Source organism: Leptolyngbya sp. AS-A5 (assembly GCF_039962495.1).
Taxonomy (GTDB): domain Bacteria; phylum Cyanobacteriota; class Cyanobacteriia; order Leptolyngbyales; family Leptolyngbyaceae; genus Leptolyngbya.
The window spans coordinates 1-21,286 of the sequence record NZ_JAMPLL010000034.1; the positions used below are offsets into that span (position 1 = coordinate 1).

23 protein-coding genes are annotated in these 21,286 nt (G+C 48.9%); 8 read left to right on the top strand and 15 right to left on the bottom strand.

Translation table 11 applies throughout. From position 1 onward, the window contains the following. Nucleotides 1-73: 73 nt before the first annotated feature. The 9 genes from NC980_RS22415 to NC980_RS22455 form a co-directional block, all read right to left on the bottom strand. A complete protein-coding gene (locus NC980_RS22415; RefSeq protein ID WP_190375975.1) occupies nt 74-712 on the bottom strand; it encodes a hypothetical protein in 639 nt (212 codons plus the stop codon). A gap of 200 nt (nt 713-912) precedes the next feature. Beyond that, on the bottom strand, nt 913-1,260 hold the full coding sequence (locus NC980_RS22420) for a ribulose bisphosphate carboxylase small subunit (protein WP_190375976.1): 348 nt from the start codon (nt 1,258-1,260) through the stop codon (nt 913-915). Between the two features lie 22 nt (nt 1,261-1,282). Beyond that, the gene (locus tag NC980_RS22425; RefSeq protein WP_190375977.1) at nt 1,283-1,663 is read right to left on the bottom strand and encodes a chaperonin family protein RbcX; all 381 of its coding nucleotides are present in this window, start codon (nt 1,661-1,663) and stop codon (nt 1,283-1,285) included. Between the two features lie 82 nt (nt 1,664-1,745). Then, nucleotides 1,746-3,176 (bottom strand): form I ribulose bisphosphate carboxylase large subunit, encoded by a 1,431-nt coding sequence (locus NC980_RS22430; protein WP_190375978.1) that lies wholly within the window; start codon nt 3,174-3,176, stop codon nt 1,746-1,748. Between the two features lie 386 nt (nt 3,177-3,562). Beyond that, nucleotides 3,563-3,964 (bottom strand): biopolymer transporter ExbD, encoded by a 402-nt coding sequence (locus tag NC980_RS22435; protein WP_190375979.1) that lies wholly within the window; start codon nt 3,962-3,964, stop codon nt 3,563-3,565. 21 nt (nt 3,965-3,985) lie between these two features. Beyond that, complete coding sequence (locus NC980_RS22440; protein WP_190375980.1) at nt 3,986-4,603, bottom strand: MotA/TolQ/ExbB proton channel family protein; 618 nt, start codon at nt 4,601-4,603, stop codon at nt 3,986-3,988. Nucleotides 4,604-4,896: 293 nt separating this feature from the next. Further along, nucleotides 4,897-5,676: a class I SAM-dependent methyltransferase gene (locus NC980_RS22445; protein WP_190375981.1), complete on the bottom strand. Its 780-nt coding sequence runs from the start codon at nt 5,674-5,676 to the stop codon at nt 4,897-4,899. A gap of 39 nt (nt 5,677-5,715) precedes the next feature. Next, nucleotides 5,716-6,510 carry a DUF2993 domain-containing protein gene (locus NC980_RS22450; protein WP_190375982.1) on the bottom strand — a complete coding sequence of 265 codons (795 nt, stop codon included), beginning with the start codon at nt 6,508-6,510 and terminating at the stop codon, nt 5,716-5,718. A gap of 67 nt (nt 6,511-6,577) precedes the next feature. Further along, nucleotides 6,578-6,712 (bottom strand): hypothetical protein, encoded by a 135-nt coding sequence (locus NC980_RS22455; protein ID WP_277881328.1) that lies wholly within the window; start codon nt 6,710-6,712, stop codon nt 6,578-6,580. Nucleotides 6,713-6,894: 182 nt separating this feature from the next. Here NC980_RS22455 and NC980_RS22460 point away from each other — a divergent pair, with 182 nt between their 5' ends. Together NC980_RS22460 and NC980_RS22465 are read left to right on the top strand one after the other, a co-directional pair. Beyond that, complete coding sequence (locus NC980_RS22460; protein ID WP_190375983.1) at nt 6,895-7,230, top strand: hypothetical protein; 336 nt, start codon at nt 6,895-6,897, stop codon at nt 7,228-7,230. A 151-nt stretch (nt 7,231-7,381) separates the two neighbouring features. Next, the gene (locus NC980_RS22465) at nt 7,382-8,287 is read left to right on the top strand and encodes a peptidoglycan recognition family protein (RefSeq protein ID WP_190375984.1); all 906 of its coding nucleotides are present in this window, start codon (nt 7,382-7,384) and stop codon (nt 8,285-8,287) included. A gap of 49 nt (nt 8,288-8,336) precedes the next feature. Here NC980_RS22465 and NC980_RS22470 read toward each other — a convergent pair whose 3' ends face one another. Beyond that, nucleotides 8,337-11,099 carry an FG-GAP-like repeat-containing protein gene (locus NC980_RS22470; RefSeq protein ID WP_190375985.1) on the bottom strand — a complete coding sequence of 921 codons (2,763 nt, stop codon included), beginning with the start codon at nt 11,097-11,099 and terminating at the stop codon, nt 8,337-8,339. A 251-nt stretch (nt 11,100-11,350) separates the two neighbouring features. Further along, the gene (gene cobO / locus NC980_RS22475) at nt 11,351-11,962 is read right to left on the bottom strand and encodes a cob(I)yrinic acid a,c-diamide adenosyltransferase (protein WP_190375986.1); all 612 of its coding nucleotides are present in this window, start codon (nt 11,960-11,962) and stop codon (nt 11,351-11,353) included. Between the two features lie 528 nt (nt 11,963-12,490). Here cobO and speY point away from each other — a divergent pair. Further along, nucleotides 12,491-13,675 (top strand): deoxyhypusine synthase, encoded by a 1,185-nt coding sequence (speY, locus tag NC980_RS22480; protein ID WP_190375987.1) that lies wholly within the window; start codon nt 12,491-12,493, stop codon nt 13,673-13,675. Between the two features lie 72 nt (nt 13,676-13,747). On the opposite strand, the gene NC980_RS22485 is transcribed toward speY, so the two are convergent. The 3 genes from NC980_RS22485 to thyX form a co-directional block, all read right to left on the bottom strand. Beyond that, nucleotides 13,748-14,404: a biopolymer transporter ExbD gene (locus NC980_RS22485; protein ID WP_190375988.1), complete on the bottom strand. Its 657-nt coding sequence runs from the start codon at nt 14,402-14,404 to the stop codon at nt 13,748-13,750. Nucleotides 14,405-14,425: 21 nt separating this feature from the next. After that, nucleotides 14,426-15,079: a MotA/TolQ/ExbB proton channel family protein gene (locus NC980_RS22490; RefSeq protein ID WP_190375989.1), complete on the bottom strand. Its 654-nt coding sequence runs from the start codon at nt 15,077-15,079 to the stop codon at nt 14,426-14,428. Nucleotides 15,080-15,252: 173 nt separating this feature from the next. Beyond that, nucleotides 15,253-16,026: an FAD-dependent thymidylate synthase gene (thyX, locus tag NC980_RS22495; protein ID WP_242026639.1), complete on the bottom strand. Its 774-nt coding sequence runs from the start codon at nt 16,024-16,026 to the stop codon at nt 15,253-15,255. A gap of 230 nt (nt 16,027-16,256) precedes the next feature. Between thyX and NC980_RS22500 the strand changes: the two genes are divergently transcribed. Together NC980_RS22500 and NC980_RS22505 are read left to right on the top strand one after the other, a co-directional pair. Then, on the top strand, nt 16,257-17,132 hold the full coding sequence (locus NC980_RS22500; RefSeq protein WP_190375990.1) for a tetratricopeptide repeat protein: 876 nt from the start codon (nt 16,257-16,259) through the stop codon (nt 17,130-17,132). A 145-nt stretch (nt 17,133-17,277) separates the two neighbouring features. Continuing rightward, nucleotides 17,278-17,775, top strand: coding sequence for a YdcF family protein (locus NC980_RS22505; protein WP_190376012.1), 498 nt, complete (start codon nt 17,278-17,280; stop codon nt 17,773-17,775). On the opposite strand, the gene NC980_RS22510 is transcribed toward NC980_RS22505, so the two are convergent. Then, nucleotides 17,772-18,068: a DUF2288 domain-containing protein gene (locus NC980_RS22510; protein ID WP_190375991.1), complete on the bottom strand. Its 297-nt coding sequence runs from the start codon at nt 18,066-18,068 to the stop codon at nt 17,772-17,774. The two genes, NC980_RS22505 and NC980_RS22510, sit on opposite strands and share 4 nt — an antisense overlap. Here NC980_RS22510 and NC980_RS22515 point away from each other — a divergent pair. From NC980_RS22515 to ftsZ, 3 genes are all read left to right on the top strand, one after another. Further along, the gene (locus NC980_RS22515; protein WP_190375992.1) at nt 18,067-18,465 is read left to right on the top strand and encodes a DUF4168 domain-containing protein; all 399 of its coding nucleotides are present in this window, start codon (nt 18,067-18,069) and stop codon (nt 18,463-18,465) included. The two genes, NC980_RS22510 and NC980_RS22515, sit on opposite strands and share 2 nt — an antisense overlap. A gap of 280 nt (nt 18,466-18,745) precedes the next feature. Next, nucleotides 18,746-19,558, top strand: a complete 813-nt coding sequence (locus tag NC980_RS22520) for an FtsQ-type POTRA domain-containing protein (protein ID WP_190375993.1) — start codon at nt 18,746-18,748, stop codon at nt 19,556-19,558. A 214-nt stretch (nt 19,559-19,772) separates the two neighbouring features. Then, entirely contained in the window at nt 19,773-20,999 is a 1,227-nt protein-coding gene (gene ftsZ / locus NC980_RS22525; protein ID WP_199298437.1) for a cell division protein FtsZ, read from the top strand. Nucleotides 21,000-21,286 lie beyond the last annotated feature (287 nt).

Here is a 21,286-nt window from a genome sequence, read left to right on the forward strand (position 1 = left end):
GATGCTGTGCCATGGTTGCTCATTCCATCTGTTTCCAGACGCTAGAGTGCCCAGTACCGCTCGAAGATGCACCCTAGATTTGGGGTCGCTCTATAGTTTGCAGATACGCCCTAAGAGTTGACTGATGAAGTTTGACATATTGTTTGCTGACAAAAGCATCAGCTTCAGCCTTTCCATCCAAGAAGTCTGTATGTCCTATATGATTTTTGTCTACTAAATTTGGTAATCGAGGATGTTCAATATATCCACTACCGTAAATAGCAATTAGTAATCGAGACAAATCAACCAATTTTGATTCGTTAATCTCTTCAGGCTCACCTTGGAGAACTTGATAACGATGCGCGATCGCTGGAAAGCCATAATTAATGTCCCTCATATTCCAGTGCAGCCAAATATGAGTGCTATGGCGACGTACGTAATCATAAAACTCATCAAGCATTAATCTTTCAAGCTGGTTATAATGCTGCTCCAATGCGCTTGCTGAGTATCCTTGTCTCTCTGCGACTTGATGAATCGAAAAAGATTTAGTTTGCCCACTTTCTAGATTGCGGACAGCAATAGAAGTAATTCTCGGTGATGAACCATCAGGTCTATTGTAGAAACTTTCACAGAAGTAGTGAATAATAACTACTTGGTCAGCTTTACTTATTAACTCAGCAAGCTTAGCCTTCGCTTGCCTACGCTTCTGTACCTTATTCCAAGCCTCTCCCATCGATTGCCTCTGGTGTAGGTTTATGTAGTTGCAGAATTAAGTGAAATTTGCTAACCCCTGTCTCCAAATTTACAACTTGAGTTTAACGCATCAGTCCTTAAGTGATGTAGCTTGCTAAATGCGGATGACATCTAAATAAAAAAGGAGATGGATCATCCACCTCCTTAAAAACGATCGCAGAACTAACTGCGAATCAAAAATTAGTAGCGGTAGCCGCTATTGTTTGAACCCGGCTTGTGAACGATAAAGCTCATCACCTGGCACTGTTTGATGTTGTCAAACGCCACCACGCGGATGTAGCAGTTGCCATACTCAGAACGACACTGTTGCACTTCGTTCAGCACTTCTTGGGGAGAAGTTGCGTTAAACAAAGGCAATTTCCACATCGTCCAGTAGTAAACGGTCGGGTCAGACGACTCGTTGAACTCGATACAAGGGAAATACCCTTGATCAAGCGTGTACTGAATCTGACGCGCAATTTGAGCATCAGTCAAAGCAGGCAGATAGGAAAACGTCTCAAAACGCTGCTCTTTGGGTAGAGTTTTCATGAAATCCTCAATGATTAGGTCGTCAATTACTTTCAGAGTCAGAATCTTGCGATTCGGCCGTTAAGTCGAGTTGCGTCATGCGCTCTAGCTGTTTGCGGCGTTGCTCCATGTTTGCTTGTTGCATCGACGATCGCAGCATTTCCGGCAGCACATCGGCAATTTCTTCGGCAAGATGTTCTCTTACCGTCAAAATCCGAAACGCCAAATCTTGCCGTTCTCGAAACATTGCTTCCATAAACGCTTCACCGTCTGTAATGCTTTCCCTTGAGGAAAACTTGTGCAGCCAGTAAGCCTTCTTTGGATCAGTTTCGTCTAGCTGAGCATAAACAACCCGGACAGCTTGATACGTCAAATAACTAATCAGTGTTTTTGTCGTATCTTTCGCAATTCGCTTCAGATCCATACGTTGGATTGTGAGTTTTGGATTTTAGATTCTGGACAGAAATCGCCCCATCCAAAATCTAAAATCTGCGATCAAACGGTCATCAGACGGTATCAACAGCTTCAAACTCGAACTTGATTTCTTTCCACAGTTCACAAGCCGCAGCCAATTCCGGCGACCAGCGGCAAGCTTCACGAATGATGTCGCCGCCTTCACGCATGAGGTCACGACCTTCGTTCCGAGCTTGCACACAAGCTTCCAATGCAACACGGTTTGCCGTTGCACCAGGCGCGTTACCCCAGGGGTGACCCAAGGTTCCACCACCGAACTGAAGCACCGAGTCATCACCGAAGATTTCAACCAGTGCAGGCATGTGCCATACGTGGATACCACCCGAAGCAACCGCCATCACACCCGGCATCGAAGCCCAGTCTTGGGTGAAGTAAACACCACGAGACGGATCGCGCTCGATGTAGTTTTCACGCAGCAAGTCGATGAAACCAAGCGTAATCGCCTTGTCACCTTCGAGCTTACCCACGACGGTTCCGGTGTGGATATGGTCTCCACCCGACATCCGTAAGCACTTCGCCAACACCCGGAAGTGGATACCGTGGTTCTTCTGACGATCGATCACCGCGTGCATTGCACGGTGAATGTGCAACAGCAGACCATTCGCACGGCAGTATTTCGCCAGAGTCGTGTTTGCTGTGAAACCTGCGGTCAAGAAGTCGTGCATGATGATCGGCATTTCGAGCTCTTTCGCGAATGCCGCACGCTCTAACATATCTTCGCAAGTTGCAGCGGTCACGTTGAGGTAGTGACCTTTGATTTCGCCCGTTTCAGCTTGCGACTTGTGAATTGCATCAGCAACGAACAAGAAGCGATCGCGCCAGCGCTGGAACGGCTGCGAGTTGATGTTTTCGTCGTCTTTGGTGAAGTCCAAACCACCGCGCAGACATTCGTACACGGCACGACCGTAGTTCTTTGCAGACAGACCGAGTTTCGGCTTAATCGTACAGCCGAGTAGCGGACGACCGTACTTGTTGATTTTGTCGCGCTCAACCTGAATTCCATGAGGAGGTCCTTGGAAGGTCTTCAAGTAAGCAACCGGAATGCGGAGGTCTTCGAGACGCAGCGCTTTCAACGCTTTGAACCCGAAGACGTTACCCACCAACGAGGTCAGCAGGTTGGTTACAGATCCTTCTTCAAACAGGTCGAGAGGATATGCAATATAAGCGATGAATTGGCTATCTTCACCCCGGACAGGCTCGATATCGTAGCAGCGTCCTTTGTAGCGATCGAGGTCGGTCAATAAGTCCGTCCACACAGTCGTCCAGGTACCCGTGGAAGACTCAGCAGCAACCGCAGCAGCAGCTTCTTCCGGAGGAACGCCAGGTTGAGGAGTCACCCGGAACGCTGCCAAAATATCAGTGTCTTTAGGCGTGTAGTCTGGGGTGTAGTACGTTAAACGGTAATCTTGTACCCCAGCCTTATACCCAGCTTTGGACTGGGTTTTGGTTTGAGCGTAGGACATATCTCCCTTCCTGTAATGAAAACGATTGAAAACCTTGATTCAGATATCACCAACAGTGACCAGGAAATTCCTGATCGATGTGGCTGGCATTACACCTTGACACTGGGGATCAGCTTGCCATACATGATCCCATGTTTGGAGACAGTTTGTGAATCTCGCTGCTCTCCGGTGCATAGGCGCGAACTGATCTGAATCATATCAGGATTTCAATAAGCCTTAGTTTAGAGAATCTGTGTTGATTAATAAAAAAATGTTATGAGATTTACCTAGATGTAACGTTTGGCATATGAGAACTTAAGAAACAGTTAAAACGCTCATTTCTGCATTAAGCGCGATCGAAGTCAAGGGGATTGCTGCAGCAAATTTTCTACTTTCTTTAACTTTCGTTACGATTGACGAGTTGCGATTCCTAGCCGAATCCCAGGAATCGATCGTAATCGATCCATTACGGTAATCACTTGACCATGCGAAACTCTTTCGTCGGCATTGATTACGACAACCGCTTGGCGATTGCGGCTCAAGATTTCACGCACTGTCGCTGGAAGCGTATCAATCACAATCGGCTTTTTATCAACTGCGATTTCTCCCTTTGGATTAATCGTCACCACAATCTGAGCTGTTTTTTGGGCTTCAGCCGTGACAGCTTTCGGAAGCGAAACGGGGAGACCTTGCGATCGCGTTAAAAACAGCGTAGACATAATAAAGAATGTCAACAGCGCAAATACCACATCGATCAGAGGCGCAAGATAAATTTGCGGGGGTAGGTCTGGCTCTTCAGGAAGACGCATCGGGAACTCCTCGACAGTTTTTCAGATAGCGTGGCGACGACGGTAAAGCAATTCTAATTGCCCACCGTATTCTTGAATGAGTGCAATTTGTTTGGTGTACAAACCGCGAAAGAGATTCGCAAAAAATAGCGTAAAAATGGCGACGACCAAGCCTGCTGCCGTTGAAATCAACGCTTCACTAATTCCACCCGTTACCCCTAGTGTATTGGCTCCTCCCACATCCCCCAAGCGCAATGAAGCAAATGAAGTAATCAGTCCGGTTACGGTTCCCAGTAAGCCAAGGAGCGGGGCGAGACCGACGATCGTATCAAACACCGTGTTAAACCGTTTTAACAGTGGAATCTCTGCCATACCCGCACTTTCGAGTGCCAGCCGGAATTCTTCAGGCGTGGCTTGCTCCAGCTCTAAAGCTGCAAGAAAGATTCGAGCGATCGGTAGATCTGAATTTTTCTCTAACATCTGAAAGGCAGCGATCGGATTGCGCTTGTAAACATTCATCACTTCTCTAGCGACTCGCTGCTGACGCTGAGAAATTTTTACCCAAAACAGCGATCGTTCTAGAATCAGTGCCACTGCCAAAATTGAAAACAGCAGCAACGGAATCATCACAACTCCGCCAGCAATGAACCAGTTAGGCATGAGAAATCGCGACTTTAGAACAACCACTCATTATGAATGAAGCGGGGAACGATCGTGGCGATTTAATTAGCTGAATCTTCCTCAAGCGCTTGAATCCGTCCTTCGTCTGTTAATCCAGGAAAAGCTTCTGTTTGTTCTTCATGCTCATAAATCAACATCACCAAACCCCGCAAATAATCGTGAACATCGTCATTTGAGGGACGGCTCAGGACTTGATTAATTTGCTCTTGCGTCGCTCGTAACAGCGCTTTATCTTGAATTGAATGCGGCGAAAACTCTGTTAATGGCTTGCATCACGCTTGATCGATTGGTTTTGACAACTTGAAGGCAACAGAATAAGGAAGATTTTGATATTTGAATAATTCTTGCTCATTTTTGGCGAGATGCGCCCGATCGCGTCCTAATCTCGGTTCCTCAAAATCAACTACATCAAAACCAGCCAACTTAAACGCTTTCCAATAGTCTGATAAAGGTCGGTGGAACCAGATAAACGAAGTCGTAAAGTGCTTCCAAGGCGGATCTTGGCGCTCTTGCCGTCCAAAGTATGATTCTTTCCAGTGATATGCGACAGAGGCATCATTCACAGAGGCACCATTCACAACGGCGGCTCCTTGATCAAAACAAGGATGTGAAAACACCAAAACCGCAATCCCACCCAGCTTTAACACTCGTTGGAAAGCGAGAATTGTCTCTTCTAAATCAGGTAAATCCATCAAAACATAATTGGACACAAGCAAATCAAAGTGTTCATCTGGAAGCGTTTTGAGTTCTGAGCAGGAATCTTCGTGAAAGTCGATCAATAATCCTTGTGATCGTGCTTTTTGTTGCGCGATCGCCAACATCCCTGGCGCAAGATCAACTCCGGTGACGATTGCACCCTTTCGACAAAGTTGACGTGATAAATATCCGGTTCCACAACCTGCATCTAAAACGGCGCGCCCGTCTACCGCTCCCAAAAACTGCCACAATACCGGATCAGAATTGAGAATGCGATTACGATCTCCCGACTCACCAACCTGAATATCCCAATCTTGAGCCTTCTGATTCCAAGACTCGTAAATCTCTTGTTCCATAACTTTGCAGAATAGTTGGAACAAGTCAGGCTAACATAATTAACCCTGTTTCGGAAAATGCGTGACTTCTGCATAACCGCTAAAAATCAGCTTATCGTCTTCAGTTTCTAAGCGATTTAGACGCATCGTCACACCATCAAGATTAAATCGATCGAGATCCACCATATTATTTAAAATCTCAGCAAAGGTATTGCTCAAAAGCTCTGACACTCCACGTTGAGCTTCAGGAATGTCATCAACAATAAATTGTGGATTTTGAAACAGAATGCGGCGACGACGTTCGATCGCGATCGTTGCAGTTAAGCAAATTGGAATGAGTCCATTCGGTAATGCTGCTTTTGCAGAAATCTGGATTTGATTTTCGGGCAGAAGCTTCAGAACAACTTCCGAGAAGGCAACAGGTTCACCCCCGGAGAGATTCATCAATGACGCTTCCGTAATATTTTCCATTCGAGGCTTAACCAGTTCAGACTGAAATGCCTTATTCAGACCCGCTTCTGTAAGGATGACCTTTGCAACAGCTTGAGCCGCTTGCTTGAGGCGAATCTTACCCGATAGGACAGAGCCGAAATCGATCGACACCGCATCGGTTTCAAACCACATCTCCTCAACCCAGAATTCACGGCGGATCAGCAACCCACGTCCGCTCATTTTGAAGCTGTCAATGCTGCCTTGCAACAGCTTGCTTGATGGAAAACATTTGAGTGAAACATCCACAGACTCACTCTGCGTAAACAGATGGCGAATCGATTGACTCAACACAGAGTTCAGCATCTGTTCGCCGAAGTCCGTGTTATTGGTGGGGGGCTTGAAGCCAGTAAATCCGCCAAACATAAGCATTTTTAGAACCTTGCTCCATTCATTATGTAACAGAATGTTAAGACTGGCAACAAATGGGATATCAACGGAGGTAATGCAAAGCTTCAGAAACTTGAATCGTTTGCTTGAGCCATAACGCTGGCTTCTTAGAGCCATTATGCTTAATCAAAGCACGAATCGCGAGTTGAATCAGATTTGCAGGTGCTATGACAGACATAAGCAGTCCCGCAAAAGTTGTTTCCTGGATGCACGATCGACCCTAAGCCAAAAGCGAAGAAATCGCTGGGAATCATTCAACACTTCAAGCTTTTTCGCTGAAGTTGGCATATGTCTAGTCTATTCGGGTACAGAGATAATCTTGTAATAAACCATTTTGATCAAACAAGCACCAGAAATCTAATGATGAAAAATGTTCTTGTTTTCTTCAGTCTCAGCGTTTTGATCTCGCTTGCAACTCAGCTATTTTCACCTGCCGACGCACAGATCGGATTAGTAGAATCGCGGCTTTCTCGGATCGAAACTGAGCTTGTGGGGATTCGCTCAGCGTTAAATCAACTGTCTGCAAGCCGTCCCCACGCTGGAGCTTCAGTTCCATCTCCTTCAAGCTCTCCAACGCTTCCACGATCGACAAAATTCACGGATGCCCAGTTCGATCGACTCGCAACCCTGGTGATTGAATTACGTGAACGAATCAAAACTTTAGAAGAAAAAGTCGCTAAATTGCAGGGACGGTAAGAGCCTACGTATCCCATTTTTATGCTGCGTGTAATAAATCACGCTTCTCTGAATTGACTCCGCTCTGGAACTAAACTCGAGAAAACTCTATCTTGTTCCACGATTAGCACAAGTTGATCTTTGATCTCTAGCAGGATAACTTCCATAACACATGAAGAGGCTTTTTCAGGTTCTTGCGATCGTCCTAGTCGGGTTCGCTACATTTTTGATTGCTGTTCAATCGGGACAAGCCGAATGGCTCGATGGGCTTCGGATCAAGACCTCCCAATCCAGGTTGGTTAGTTTTCAGCAAAATATTGCCGAAGCAAGCGATCTGCTATCGAGCGCTTGTGCCATTAAACCCGTCTCAAGAGGCGGTAGACCCCGAAATCTTCCCGCCATTCAAGGCACTCCTTCTCTGAGTCGATTCCGCCAAGACTCGCCCCCTAGCTCGACTTATCAACCGAGAGAAGAAGTTGCTCTAGCACATCCTTCAAACTTCGGACGACGATTTGCTCAAGATCTGTACGGTCGTCCGGTCAGCAATGAGCCGATCGTCGTTCTGCATGAAACCGTGGGATCGGGCAGCTCTGCGATTAACTACTTTAGAACGCCCCACCCGAATGATAATGATCAAGTGAGCTATCACGCTCTCATTCGGGAAAACGGCAATGTGGTTTATGTCGTTCCACCTGATCGTCGTGCTTTTGGAGCCGGAAACTCTGTGTTCAACGGTAACAAAGGAGAAGAAGCGGTCAAAACAAATCCTGCCTTTCCGCCTTCTGTCAACAATTTTGCTTACCATATCTCGTTAGTGACACCACCTGATGGACGAGACGATGGAGCCAGACATAGCGGCTATACTCGCGCTCAATATCAATCCTTGGCGTGGCTAGTCGCCAAAACAGGCATTTCCAACGATCGCATTAGTACCCATCAGCTTGTTGATCGATCGAGATCGCGACGTGATCCCCGCAGCTTTAATACCCAACTCTTCGCCCAACTTCTGGATGCTTTCCCGAAGACGAACGACATTTCAATGCAGTGCACATTGCCTGCGATCGCTCAAGAAGAATAAAAAACAGAGACGCTGGTGAAGCGTCCCTGCCTATACAGACACAATTGAGTTAGTTGTAAGTGAACTTGATGTAATTCTTGCCGATCGTGTCTTCGGGAACCATGGGGTTCAAATCAGCGTTTAATGGGTCGATCCTGTTGTTGGTGAAGTCCGCCTCTTTGGCAGTATTTTCTGCCGGATCAATCCAGACTGAGAGGTAATAGGTTTGTCCGCGCACCAGCGAAGCTGCGGGAGGAAGCCTTAGATTCAAGTTCAGTGTTCTCGTATCTGAGCCGCTGCCTCTCGCTCCTAAGACAGTTCCGCCATTTAGTGGAGGGCTGACAATGTACGCATTTAACTCCAGATCTGCGCCACCCGCTTCCCAGACGAATAGTGCAGGGTCTGCGTTTTGATCCAGAGTTGTGTCTGAAGATAGGTAGAACTGAAGTGGAAGACCAGTGTTGCTGGGGAACGCTCGGTTTCCAAGGTTTTGCAGCGTGAATGACAATCCAAGCGTCTGATCCGGCGCAAAGGTTCCGCTCGTTACTTGCATGTTTGAGCCAACCAGTTCGATCGTTTCTGTCTTAGTCACAGCAAGCTGTGCTTTGTCTGTGTCGATCGCGACATTAAAGTTGTTTCTCTCGTTGTCTTCAGTCAACTTGTTGTTTGGATCGACAACCATCCCGATCGTGTACTGCCCATCCACAAACCAGAAGTCTGCGGCGGTATCGGGTAAGACCAGTTGAACTTCAATCTCAGCACTTGTCGCACCCGCTGCCAGAGATGTGATGGTGTAAACGGGCAGAGTTGAGCCTGTAGTCCCTCCGATCTCAAGCTGTGCATCTGCTGTTGTCGTCGTGTCAATCCGACCATCGCGAGAAATTCGGAAACCAACTTCGAGATTATTGATTGCAAGCGAACTGTTGTTTCTAACTTTGAATCTCGCGGTGAGGCGGTTCTTCTCGAAGACTTGACCGCTGTTTGGCTCAGGAGTTGGATTGAGCGCAAGTGCAGCATCCAGCAACGAGAAGAAGACTCCCTCAACATCAGTGATCTTGGGTTTGCCAGTTACGCTTAGCGTGTAGTCGGGGGCTAAGTCTGTCCGGGTTGTGGACACTTTCACGGCGTAAGATCCCCCATTTAGCAGCATTTCAGGCGTAGCCGCGATCGCGCCTCCAAGGGTGCCGTTTTGCAGAATCGGGAAGAGTTCCAGGCTTACTCCAGTTCCTGTCGCATTGAGAGTCACATTCGACTGAGTAGAAACGCTGAATCTGAAGTAGTCAGCCGCATTGAACTGTACTCTATCCCCGTAAGTTGCGTTTCCATCTAACAAGCCCATGTTGAAAGCCGTCGCTGCCACATAATCGCCCGTTTGGGAACGTCCGCTAATTTCAAACGGCTGGGCTTGAATTTTGCGCTGCATGATGCCCTGAACTCTCCACGGACTGGCGATCGTACCTGCCGGAGCACTCCTGGTGCTAATATTCGTTCCGTTCATCAGCAAGATCTCAATTCCCCCCTGCTCGTCGTTGCGGTAGATGATATCTTCCTTGCTGTCATAGTTGAAATCACCAATTCCAGCGATCGTCCAGGCTGAACCGTTGTTGTAGTTGCTGCTGTTGAGTTGGACAAATTGCTGGCTTGAGAAGCCCTTGCCATCCGGATTCATGAGCCAAATTGCCAATTCACCCGTTCTGCGGTTGCGCCACAGCAAGTCTTTGTTGCCGTTACCAACGCTGGGTTTACCATCAAAATTACCCAATCCTTCAATCTGCCATTCTGTAGAAACTGCCCCCGTCGCCCAACGATCGCTGGTGGTGGTTCCGTTCATGAGCCAAAACGCCACCACGCCTGTGCTACGTTCACGCAGTAGGATGTCGGTTCTACCATCCCCATTGAAGTCCCCGTAAAACTGCGCGTCCCAGCCAAAAGGAATTCCAATCACTGCCGAAGCAGTACGCTGAGCACCGTTCATCTGCCAGAAACCAAACTCACCTGTCAACGGGTTGGAAAAGAAGATGTCCGATCTGCGATCGCCATTGAGATCGATCGAGGCAAGCGGTTTCCAGCCAGGACCCACATTGAACAAGGTACGATTGACCGACACTCCACCCTTGAGTAGCCATATGCCAACCTGTCCTTCCTTGGCATTATGCCAAACAATATCGGCTTGCCCATCACCGCTGAGATCCTCTACAGCAGAGATCTGCCAGTCCGGGCTGATTGAGAGATCTGCAACGAATCCGATATCACCACGGTCTCCTCCTTTGAACATCCAGAAGGCAACTTGTCCGTCGCTATTGCGCCAGAGAAGATCGTCTTCTCCATCTCCGTCTAGATCTGCAATACTTTGAACTTGCCACCCTGTAGGAATTCCCTCCTGAAGCGCCCGACCTGCAATCGTCGTGCTGTCCATTTTCCAGTAGGCAGACTGAGCGTCGGGAGCATTCCGCCAAAAGATATTACTGAGGTCAACGTCAGCGTTAACTGCAACATTCAGCTTGTAATTTGCAGTTGGGGCATCTTGGGCAAGCGACACCTCTATGGTGTAGACTCCGGGAGTTAGAGCGCTTGTTCCCAGTAAAAGCGACTCAGAAAGCTTGCCTTGATTTCTAGATTCTCCGACTAATACTCTGGTTCCGTCAGTCAGCGCTGGTTCTCGGAACACTTGGAGATTTGCATCACCTGACAGATCCGTCAATGAAAAGTTTCCTGCACTGCTCCGAAAGCTTCTGAGATCAATTTGAAAGCTACTAGTGGGAGTGTCGGTATTGAGAGAGCCGCTCTGGGTCGATGGGATCAGTGGATTTTGAATAAGGGTGGGTGAAGTCATAGTGTGCTGATTTAGGCTGAATTGCTACCGGCTTTTGACGTAGTGTTCCCTGATGTAAGAGCTCAAGAAGCCCTTGTTTATGAAATTCTCAATTCAGCCGAACCAACAGAACAAACAACACTTAGAAAAAATTTATACAAGCTGATTTGATATTACTTCAGCGTGAATACTGAAAATAATCTCCTCTAAGAGAGTAAGCAATCGCCTGTCCGTGAAGCTCTGGATTACATTGTTTCATCTGGAAGATGCAATTAAAACTCAATCCCCGGTTGGGCTTTGATCCCTTGTTCGCGGAAGGGATGCTTCACGATCGTCATTTCGGTGACGAGATCTGCTCGATCGATGAGAGCCGCAGGTGCCCCTCTTCCGGTGAGAATGACATGGGAGTCTTCTGGTTTTTGGTCGAGTCCTGCTAAAACGGTTTCTACTTCGAGGTAGCCCAGCTTGAGAGCGACATTGACTTCATCGAGCAAGACTAATCGAAAGTTGGGATTCTGAATATAAGAGAGTGCTCTTTCCCAGGCTTCTGTGGCTTTGAGAATATCGCGATCGCGATCTTGGGTTTCCCAGGTAAAGCCTTCTCCCATTGCATGAAACTCAAGCTGATCGCCCCAGTGCTCGAATGCGGCTTTCTCCGCAGGTTCCCATGCGCCTTTGATGAATTGCACGATCGCGACTTTGTATCCGTGACCCAAGGAGCGTAACACCATTCCTAAAGCTGCAGTAGTTTTTCCTTTTCCGTTTCCGGTATTCACGACAATCAAGCCTTTTTCACGGGTGCGATCGGCAATGCGTTGATCCTGGACTTGTTTGCGGCGCTGCATTTTCAGGCGGTGCTGTTCAGCGTTTAAAGCGTCAGACATGATTTCAGTAGAATGATAGGGCGATAGATTGTAGCGTATTTGTGTTCACTCTGTAGCGGAAGCTATTAATAAAAACGTGCCATTTTTTTTAACAGTGCTAGGATGAGGCTATCTGTAGCAGTTGCAGGTTAAGGGAACAGAATTGAAACGTTTTTCTTTAACTGGATATCCTTGGCGACCGCTGTGGTATCTGGAGCTGAAATTGAAGCGCATAGGGCAGTGCGATCCGACGCTATCTTGGGTCGATCGCTGTGAAGCTCCTAGTATGAACTGACCGATCTGTAACTTTAGGTTCGTCGCTCGTCTTTCTCTCTTGAGAAGTTGGATTACCGCACGAACTGGATCGGTCAGATTCTCTGTGAACGGGAATTCTTGAACTTAAATAGTGCGATCGGCGCAAAGCGGTCTAGTTTGTGCTGGATAACTTCTGAAGTTTTCAGTGGTCATAGCTGCGTTGCAAATTTCAGCCGAGTGGGTTCATTTTGTCTGTCTTCACTCTATGCGTTTGACCTTTTCTGGAGTATCACAATGTCCAAGCTTCTTAGTCGCAAGATTACACCCGCCCCCATTCCAAATGATATTAGCGTGGTGGATTTAATCGACGGATATTTTACCGCTTACAATTCTGCGCGATTGCGCGAGGTGTGCCATCTGCTGAGCCGCGAAGTGATGCAAGCCGGGGTGACGGTTGGTGTGAGTTTGTCAGGAGCGATGACTCCGGCGGGTTTTGGAACTTCGGTGTTAGCGCCCTTGATGCAGAATGGCTTTATTGATTGGATCATCAGCACGGGTGCAAATCTGTATCACGATCTGCATTACGGTTTGGGGCTAGATCTCTACGCCAGCAATCCGTTTGTCGATGATGTGAAACTGCGCGACGAGGGACGCATTCGCATCTATGACATTATTTTTGATTACGATGTGTTGCTCGGAACTGATGCGTTTATCCGCCAAATTATTCAGGCGGAACCGTTTCAGAAACGGATGGGAACGGCTGAGTTTCATTACCTCCTGGGTAAGTATGTGCATGAGGTGGAACGCAAGCTGGGGGTAAAACATCCTTCTTTGCTGGCAACGGCTTACGAGTGCGGTGTTCCGGTCTACACTTCGTCGCCGGGGGATAGTTCGATCGGGATGAATTTGGCGGCGATGGCGCTGGAAGGCTCGAAGCTGCAAATTGATCCGCTACTGGATGTGAATGAGACAGCGGCGATCGCATATTCTGCGCGTGAGTCCGGTAATCCCAACATTGAGGGTAAGAGCGCCGCACTAATTATTGGGGGCGGCAGTCCGAAGAATTTCCTGCTGCAAACCCAGCCTCAATTGCATGAAGTCTTGGGTTTGGAAGAGCGCGGACATGATTTCTTTGTGCAGATCACCGATGCTCGACCGGATACAGGTGGATTGTCGGGGGCAACGCCGAATGAAGCGGTAAGCTGGGGCAAAGTTGATCCCGATGAATTGCCAAATACGATCGTCTGCTACACCGACAGCACGATCGCGCTTCCAATCATGACGGCGTATGTGATTAATCAATGTGCGCCACGTCCGTTGAAGCGATTGTACGATCGACGTGAAGCAATGCTGGCGAAGCTGAAAGCAGATTATCAAGCGGCAAAACTCCAGCCTGCCCATCCGGTTACAAAGTCGATCGCAGGAGTCGATCGTCAACCTGTGGCGACCTATCCTTGCGGTACTCCGCTTCGACGATAAACTTTTCAACTGCTAATCTTTTAGGTGGTCGATTAGCTCCACTCAAAAGATTAGCTAAGACTTGAACTAGGCTCATTGCGGAGCTTGAGGAGATACATTTCCCGGTGCAGGTTGTGGATTGATGGTAGAAGGTGCAGGAGTTAAAGGGACATTTGGCTGAACCGGAGCGGTTGGAGTTGCTGGCGCAAGGTTCGGATTAGTCGGCGTAATGTTGGTTGGAGCTGTTGGACTGGGAATAAGGTTTGGAGCCGGAGTAATTTGCGGAATGGTTCCAGGGGTTTGTGGTTGTCCTTGTTGGAACTGTCCGGGTTGGTTATTGGGTGCAGTCGAAAGCGCGACTTTATCAGCGGCGACCGATCGCATCACATCCAACACCTGAATCACGTCGTTATAAAACGCCGTCTGAGCCGCTTCGAGGACTAATAATCCTTCGGGTTGCTCTCGGTGGTATGTCTGAACGAGTTGTAAGAGTTGAGAGCGATCGATGAGTTGCCGCTGTCCCTGATTCGATAGATACGTTTGTCCATTTGAATCTAGCCCAATGACAAGCATTTCACTCATCAGAACGCTACTGGTTTGGGACTGCGGCAGGTCTAATCCGATACCTTGCTGACGAGTCAGTTGAAGTGCAGCCAGGATAAAGAAGGTCAGAATACAAAAGATCACATCGATTAGCGGAACGATTTGGATCTGAGCTTCATCGGTGGGAGAGTCGAGATTAATTTTCATAACGCTGAATCGAGTGAGAGGCTAACCATCTTTGCGATCGAACTTATTGTGAGTCAGTTGCCATTTCTGGCGGTACAGCAATTCTAGATCGTTGCCTGTGCGACGAAAGATCTTTGCCTGGTTGAAAATCAATCCTTGAAAGACGCGGTAAAACACAAGGCTGAAGATTGCTACAACTAGCCCAGTTGCGGTACTGATCAACGCTTCCCCGATCCCGGTTGTTACCCCTGCAGTGGAAGCGGTTCCAATGTCGCCGATTCGGATCGACCGCAACGACAGAATTAGACCGATCACAGTTCCCAACAGTCCGAGCAGTGGAGCCAGCGCGATCACAGCTTCGAGAATTTTGTCGCCGCGCCGCATTGAAGCGATCTCCTCATCGGCAGAAGATTCCAGTGCCAGACGAAACAGTTCCGGATCGGGATTTTGCAAGCGCATCGGAGCATAAAGGAAGCGCCCGATCGGCTGATCATAAGACTGCCGCGCAATTTCAACTGCCCCATCCCAATCGCGCCGCGAAGTTTCGAGAATTCGTCCGGCGACTTCTTTCTCTTTATTGAGGACGTTGAACCAAAACCACGATCGCTCAATAATGGCTCCAAGCGACAAGATTGAGAGAACAAACAACGGCAGCATCGTTACGCCGCCTTTTTCAAATAGTTCGATGATATTCATGATTGCTCTTCCTTTCTACGTGTCCCTCGTCGCATCCCAATGAGTGAATCGGCTGTTTGAAGATTCCATAAAATCTTACTGCGTGAGCGATTCATTTCTGTGGAATCTCTAAAAGAAAAGAGAACTCTGCCACCTAATTTGGCGCAAAGTTCTCTCGATGCTTTGAGAAGAAACTAGAACGATCGGTTCAATTCTTCCCAAGCGCCGATCGTTTGCGGCACGATCGGCTGAATCAATTGAGAAATGGCATCGGCGTAGAAGTGAATTTCTTGCTGTGCGCCTTCGCCTTTTCGCAGTCCGATGAAGTGGAGTACCGCTTGCAATGAAACTGTCCAAACCCAAGAAGTGTAGACGCTTGGAACCAAAACGCCTCGCGCTTGCTCTCGACCGACTCCAAGTTCAAGCAAGTCTTTATAAGCCTTGTAGCTAGCTTCACATTGAGCGCGGTAGATTTCGAGCGCTTTTTGGTTTTGCGCTTCGGGAATCTCACCGAATGTTGCTTGTCGATTACTCTTGGACTGCTGACGGAATGAAGCAGGAATGTAAAAGTCTTCGGAATCTTCGATCGCCACATAGCGAAAACTCTTTTCGTTCCAACCGACTTGCTCATCGTTGTGGCTTGAGGCGATAACGTGCTTCCACCATTGGCGTGCGACAAAGAGCGGCGCTTTCACTTTGAATTTAAACACCACACCTCGAAACGGTGAGGTGTGGTGATGCTGAATTAGATAGCGAATCAGCTTGATGTCTTTGTCATCGAGATCGATCGACACCTTATCAAAGCTAGCTCTGGCATCATTCACAATGTCTAAATCACTGCCCATATATGACAGCAGCGCGATTCGACTTTTGCCATCGTTGAGCGGATCGATCCAGGGCGATTGTGCTGTAGGGTCGGGCAAGTCAGACATATTTGTAAAATTGGGAACAGCAATAGATGAAATCATGGACGATTCCTCAAACGGTGAACTTGAGCAAAACGCTATTGGTAGCGTTTACTGTACCGCTAGTTTGAGAAAAATTCAAGATATAGGGTTGACTTTAGCTTTTGCAAAATGTCTATCTAATCATAATTCTGAAGCCTGAACGCTTTGCGATTGTCCAGCGATATCCCCAAAATTAACAAGATCGATTAAGCTTACTGCATATCTTGCCGTCGTTTTTCAAAGGCTTTGTCGTGCCCAAGCGTCTCTCTCTCTTCTCAATGTGCCTGATACTCGGACTCCTGGCAACTCGACCTGCGTCCGCTCAAGCACTGATCCCCCACGCACCCCAAGTTGATTTTGACAAACTAGAGCAGCAAGGGTTGGGGCTAGTGCAAGAAGCGTCCCAGCTCGCGCAGTTCAACCAGAATCAGTTAGCGTTAGCGCGAGCGAGACTAGCAGTTCAACTTGCTCCTAAGCGTCCCGAAACTTGGGCGATTTTAGGCGGCTTGTATCTTGAGACGAATCGAACCGACGATGCGATCCCCGCGCTCAGAAAAGCGAATTCACTTGATCCCAAAAATTCTGCTATCCTCTTTGCCTTGGGAACCGCACACTTCCAGAAGGCGCAGTACGAAGAGTCGATCAAACAAATTCAGGAAGGACTAAAGATCAAGCCCGATGTCGCGGGGGCTTATTTCGACATGGGTAATGCTTATCTAATGTTGAAAAAGAATCGAGACGCGATCGGCAGCTATGAAAAAGCGACCTCACTTGACCAAAAGTTTTGGCCTGCCATTAATAACATCGGACTAATCCGCTACGAAGAAGGCAAGATCGACGAAGCAATCAGACTCTGGCGGCGATCGGTGGCGGTCGATCCAAAGCAAACTGCAGAACCGCAGTTAGCGATCGCGGTTGCGCTCTTTCGGAAGGGGAACCAAACCGAAGCGCTCACGCTCGGAGAAAGTGCATTGAAGCAAGATGTCCGCTATAGTGAGCCAAAATTCCTCAAAGAGAATCTTTGGGGCGATAGACTCATGGCAGATAGTCAAAGATTTTTTGCCTTACCGCGAATCCAAGCGGTGATTGCCCAGGCGCAATCTGAACAAGAACGCCGCAATCAGTAGTATCTCAAGAGTTGGGCGTGAATTTATCTGTTTTCGCAGGGGTGGCATCGTGCGCTTAAGAGCCGTTTCGCCAAATCAATATCACCGTAAAAGCCGCAGAGGATCGTTTCCCTGGCTGCTTCTACTCACGCCGATCGTGCTGTGGATGGGAGTACGATCGGCAAGGCTATATTTTGAGCAACCGGATGCCATCTTGGTACTTGGTGGAGCAGAAGAGCGCGAGATTTTCAGCGCCAAATTTGCCAAACAGCATCCGAATCTTCCGGTCTGGATTTCATCGGGTGCGCCGCGTGAGTATGCAGAGCGCGTCTTTACTAAAACAGGTGTGAGCCTGCAACGGCTGCACTTAGATTATGAAGCGGTCGATACGGTGACGAACTTCACCTCGATCGCCGATCGCTTGCGTCAGCAAAATATTCGCAGCGTTTATCTCATTACCTCGGACTATCATATGCGCCGCGCTCAGATTATCGGCGAAATCGTCTTAGGGAGTCGTGGGATCAATATTCGACCGATTGCAATCCCGTCGAATCAGTCGGAAGAATCGCTCTCTAAGGTAGTCCGAGATGGGGGACGAGCTTTGCTTTGGGTGGCAACGGGACGGACGGGCGCGAGTCTTGCACCGGCTAGCAAAGGGAATTAAGCGACAGCTAATTCTTGAATCAACACATAAGGCTGGAGAATCAACGCCTGAAAGCGCTTGGTTTGGTCTTCGTTCCAAACGGTTTTCTGCTCGATCGACGGCTTGTAGATCAAGCAATCTTGAATCCACTGCTGCACTGAACTAATTTGATCGTTGGCGATCGCGTATCCAACCTCTACAAGATCAAGGGAATCAGCGACCATAATTACGGCATCGCGATCGGCGTGAGGAATTAACCATTCCCACTCTGCTTCGTCTAAGGATTCTCTCAGTTCTGCTTTTAAATCTGACATGACTCGAATTTCTAAGCTTATTTTAATGATCGCACTTCTGTTGATTTGCGTTCTAGCTCACCCTAGCGCAAGTTGGGCGATCGCAGAAAGCCCAATTCCGCCCCCCGTAAGCTCAAGCATTGATGCCAACACGATCCCATCCGAGAAGCTGAATCAATTTGTGCAGTCCTGCTTAGAAGTGGTGACGCTAATTGAGCGGCGAGAAGGGGAACTACAAGCCGCAGAAACAGAGTCTGAATCGGCACGAATTCAGCGAGATATTGAAGCTGAAGCGATCGCGATCATCGAAAGAAATGGGCTAACGCGCCAAGAATATTTACAGCTTTTGAGCCTTGCAAATGTCGATCCGGAGTTTGGTGAACGGGTGGCGACGCTGCTACAAGAAACACCCAGCTAGGGGAGGTTTCGATGGTCTCTGAACAGGGCTTAGAGCGATCGTGCTTAAGTTGTGCCCCACTCCCCACTCCCCCCGATTTAAGATCGCCATAGAGCCTGAAAAAGATTGCCGAAAAAAGCTTCCAACCTGAAGCAGATCGATTAGAGTTAACGTCTGAACCCTACTAACTGAGGTTTAACTAATTTCAAGACTCATGCAGTCGGTTGAGATCAGTTAAACCTCCTGGCAGAAGGGCTTCAACCTCAATCGCTTCTCTATTGACCCGAATCGCGCCTTTCTAATGACAAGCATCGCCCCCGTGTCCCGCAACGAACTCTCCCAGCGCCGCCAACAACTCCGTCGCCAGCGTCGAACCCGGTTGTTTCAGACCAGTTGGCGCAGCGCTGCGATCGCAAGTTTAGCCGTGGGCACGGTCTGGGTCGCCACGCTCCCCGCTTGGGTGATTCGCAAGCCCGATCAAATCACCATCAAAGGCAATCGCTTGCTTTCAGAACAAACGATTCGCACGCTGTTGCCGATCGATTATCCCCAGTCGCTGCTGAAAGTGCAACCGCACTGGATTGCCGATGCGCTCATAGCCAAAGCGCCGATCGCCAACGCAACCGTCGATCGCCAATTGTTTCCACCGGGCTTAACCGTGCGAATTCAAGAGCGCGTTCCGATCGCGCAGACTACTTCAAAAGTGGCTCCGCCCGGACTGCTCGACGAAACCGGAACCTGGATGCCGCAAGAAGGCTACACGAAATTGAACCCTAACTTCAGACCACCCGACCTCAAAATTATCGGCAACCCGGAGCAATATCGTTCTCACTGGGCAACGTTCTACCGTACCATTCGCCAGAGTCCCGTTCGGGTTTTGGAAGCGAATTGGGAAGATCCGACAAACTTAATTCTCAAAACCGAACTAGGTGCGGTACAGTTTGGGGGCTACGGCTCGAATTTTCCGGCGCAGCTCAAAGTATTAGACGAGATGCGCCGGTTGCCGAGTCGGGTGAATGCGGGTCAAATTCTGTCGATCGACTTAAGAAATCCGAATTCTCCGGTTCTGCAAATGAATGCACCCCAAACTCCTGTAAAATTAGGTACTCCATAGAATAAAAGTTGTGAGAAAATCTCCAGCGAATTGTCGCGAGTCCTGATAAGCTAATGTGCTAATCGAGTTCAGTCGCCCTTTTCGACTGCTCTGCTGTTCATCTCCACCGCTTGAAATCCCAATGACGCTTAATCATAATGAGTCGAATGCCAACCCAACAACGCTGAATCATCAGCCAGAATCAGGCTACCTAAGCTCGAACGCGGAAGGGCAAATGAATAATTTTTCGACCTCAGATAACTCAAATCCATTTAATTCTGGTTTGTATCATAGTCAAACGATGGGACAGAACTCTGGGCTAAAGACAGTCCCTGATGCAAGGAGTGGTGATATTGTGCCTGGGAGCATTGCCAAAATTAAAGTAATTGGCGTGGGTGGCGGTGGCAGTAATGCAGTCAACCGCATGATCGCCAGTGATGTTCGGGGAGTCGAGTTCTGGTCGATCAATACCGATGCTCAGGCGCTGACTCAATCGTCTGGCTCGAAGCGGTTGCAGGTGGGTCAGAAGTTAACGCGCGGGCTGGGTGCAGGCGGCAACCCAGCGATCGGGCAAAAGGCGGCGGAAGAATCGCGAGATGAGATTGCGGCAGCGCTCGAAGGAGCGGATTTGGTGTTTATTACCGCAGGCATGGGAGGCGGTACAGGCACCGGAGCCGCGCCGATCGTGGCGGAGGTCGCGAAAGAATTAGGGGCGTTGACGGTTGGCGTGGTGACGCGTCCGTTTACGTTTGAGGGTCGGCGGCGGACGGGACAAGCCGAAGAAGGCGTGGCAGCGCTGCAGAGCCGAGTGGATACGCTGATTATTATTCCCAACGATAAGCTGCTGTCGGTGATTTCCGAGCAAACTCCGGTGCAGGAAGCGTTCCGGACGGCGGATGATATCTTGCGTCAAGGGGTGCAAGGCATTTCGGATATCATCACGATTCCGGGGTTAGTGAACGTGGACTTTGCGGATGTCCGGGCGGTGATGGCAGACGCGGGATCGGCGCTGATGGGAATCGGCATCGGTTCTGGTAAGTCGAGAGCGCGAGAAGCGGCAGTCGCAGCGATTTCTTCGCCGTTGTTGGAAGCTTCGATCGATGGAGCGCGAGGCGTGGTGTTTAACATTACGGGCGGCTCTGATCTCACGCTGCATGAAGTGAGCCAAGCTGCCGATACGATCTACGAAGCGGTTGATCCGAATGCCAACATTATTTTTGGTGCAGTGATTGATGAAGCCTTGCAGGGTGAAATTCGGATTACAGTGATTGCGACTGGGTTTACGCAAGACGTGCAGCCGCAAGCGACGACGACGAAGAGCGTTTCTGTGCCGCAACCAAAACCTCGACCAATTACGCCTCCACCGATGGGTCAACCGCCTGCACCGGAGCCGACACAGCAAAAACCAGGAGGTCTGGATATTCCTGAGTTTCTGCGGACGAGACGCAAACCGCAGAAGTAGGTGGAAGTTGGCTGGGTTCGGAGTGGCTAAATCCCCCGCGAGTGGCAAGGAGCTTTTATCAGGATCAACGATCGCGACCACTGAAATAGCTCTCCGGATCACTGAAATAGCGATCGCGAGGACTAAAACAGCCCTCCGGATCACTGGAATAGCGATCGCACTCTCAGCCTTGGCACAGTGGGAGACTTCTAGTTGTTCAAGTAAGTTCGATGAACTTCTTCGCTCTGTTTTTTACCCGCCCCAAATTCTATTCCGGGCGCGGTCGAACCGGAGCGAAGGAGTCCATC

Bases quoted from the DNA above. Each gene is read 5' to 3' on its own strand.
- NC980_RS22515 (WP_190375992.1), top strand. From the start codon at position 18,067: ATGACTCGAATTTCTAAGCTTATTTTAATGATCGCACTTCTGTTGATT.
- NC980_RS22510 (WP_190375991.1), bottom strand. From the start codon at position 18,068: ATGTCAGATTTAAAAGCAGAACTGAGAGAATCCTTAGACGAAGCAGAG.
- NC980_RS22455 (WP_277881328.1), bottom strand. From the start codon at position 6,712: ATGTCTGTCATAGCACCTGCAAATCTGATTCAACTCGCGATTCGTGCT.
- NC980_RS22430 (WP_190375978.1), bottom strand. From the start codon at position 3,176: ATGTCCTACGCTCAAACCAAAACCCAGTCCAAAGCTGGGTATAAGGCT.
- NC980_RS22490 (WP_190375989.1), bottom strand. From the start codon at position 15,079: ATGAATATCATCGAACTATTTGAAAAAGGCGGCGTAACGATGCTGCCG.
- cobO (WP_190375986.1), bottom strand. From the start codon at position 11,962: ATGTCTGACGCTTTAAACGCTGAACAGCACCGCCTGAAAATGCAGCGC.
- NC980_RS22435 (WP_190375979.1), bottom strand. From the start codon at position 3,964: ATGCGTCTTCCTGAAGAGCCAGACCTACCCCCGCAAATTTATCTTGCG.
- NC980_RS22460 (WP_190375983.1), top strand. From the start codon at position 6,895: ATGATGAAAAATGTTCTTGTTTTCTTCAGTCTCAGCGTTTTGATCTCG.
- NC980_RS22505 (WP_190376012.1), top strand. From the start codon at position 17,278: ATGGGAGTACGATCGGCAAGGCTATATTTTGAGCAACCGGATGCCATC.
- NC980_RS22440 (WP_190375980.1), bottom strand. From the start codon at position 4,603: ATGCCTAACTGGTTCATTGCTGGCGGAGTTGTGATGATTCCGTTGCTG.
- thyX (WP_242026639.1), bottom strand. From the start codon at position 16,026: ATGATTTCATCTATTGCTGTTCCCAATTTTACAAATATGTCTGACTTG.
- NC980_RS22470 (WP_190375985.1), bottom strand. From the start codon at position 11,099: ATGACTTCACCCACCCTTATTCAAAATCCACTGATCCCATCGACCCAG.
- speY (WP_190375987.1), top strand. From the start codon at position 12,491: ATGTCCAAGCTTCTTAGTCGCAAGATTACACCCGCCCCCATTCCAAAT.
- ftsZ (WP_199298437.1), top strand. From the start codon at position 19,773: ATGAATAATTTTTCGACCTCAGATAACTCAAATCCATTTAATTCTGGT.
- NC980_RS22465 (WP_190375984.1), top strand. From the start codon at position 7,382: ATGAAGAGGCTTTTTCAGGTTCTTGCGATCGTCCTAGTCGGGTTCGCT.
- NC980_RS22425 (WP_190375977.1), bottom strand. From the start codon at position 1,663: ATGGATCTGAAGCGAATTGCGAAAGATACGACAAAAACACTGATTAGT.
- NC980_RS22520 (WP_190375993.1), top strand. From the start codon at position 18,746: ATGACAAGCATCGCCCCCGTGTCCCGCAACGAACTCTCCCAGCGCCGC.
- NC980_RS22450 (WP_190375982.1), bottom strand. From the start codon at position 6,510: ATGTTTGGCGGATTTACTGGCTTCAAGCCCCCCACCAATAACACGGAC.
- NC980_RS22420 (WP_190375976.1), bottom strand. From the start codon at position 1,260: ATGAAAACTCTACCCAAAGAGCAGCGTTTTGAGACGTTTTCCTATCTG.
- NC980_RS22485 (WP_190375988.1), bottom strand. From the start codon at position 14,404: ATGAAAATTAATCTCGACTCTCCCACCGATGAAGCTCAGATCCAAATC.
- NC980_RS22445 (WP_190375981.1), bottom strand. From the start codon at position 5,676: ATGGAACAAGAGATTTACGAGTCTTGGAATCAGAAGGCTCAAGATTGG.
- NC980_RS22415 (WP_190375975.1), bottom strand. From the start codon at position 712: ATGGGAGAGGCTTGGAATAAGGTACAGAAGCGTAGGCAAGCGAAGGCT.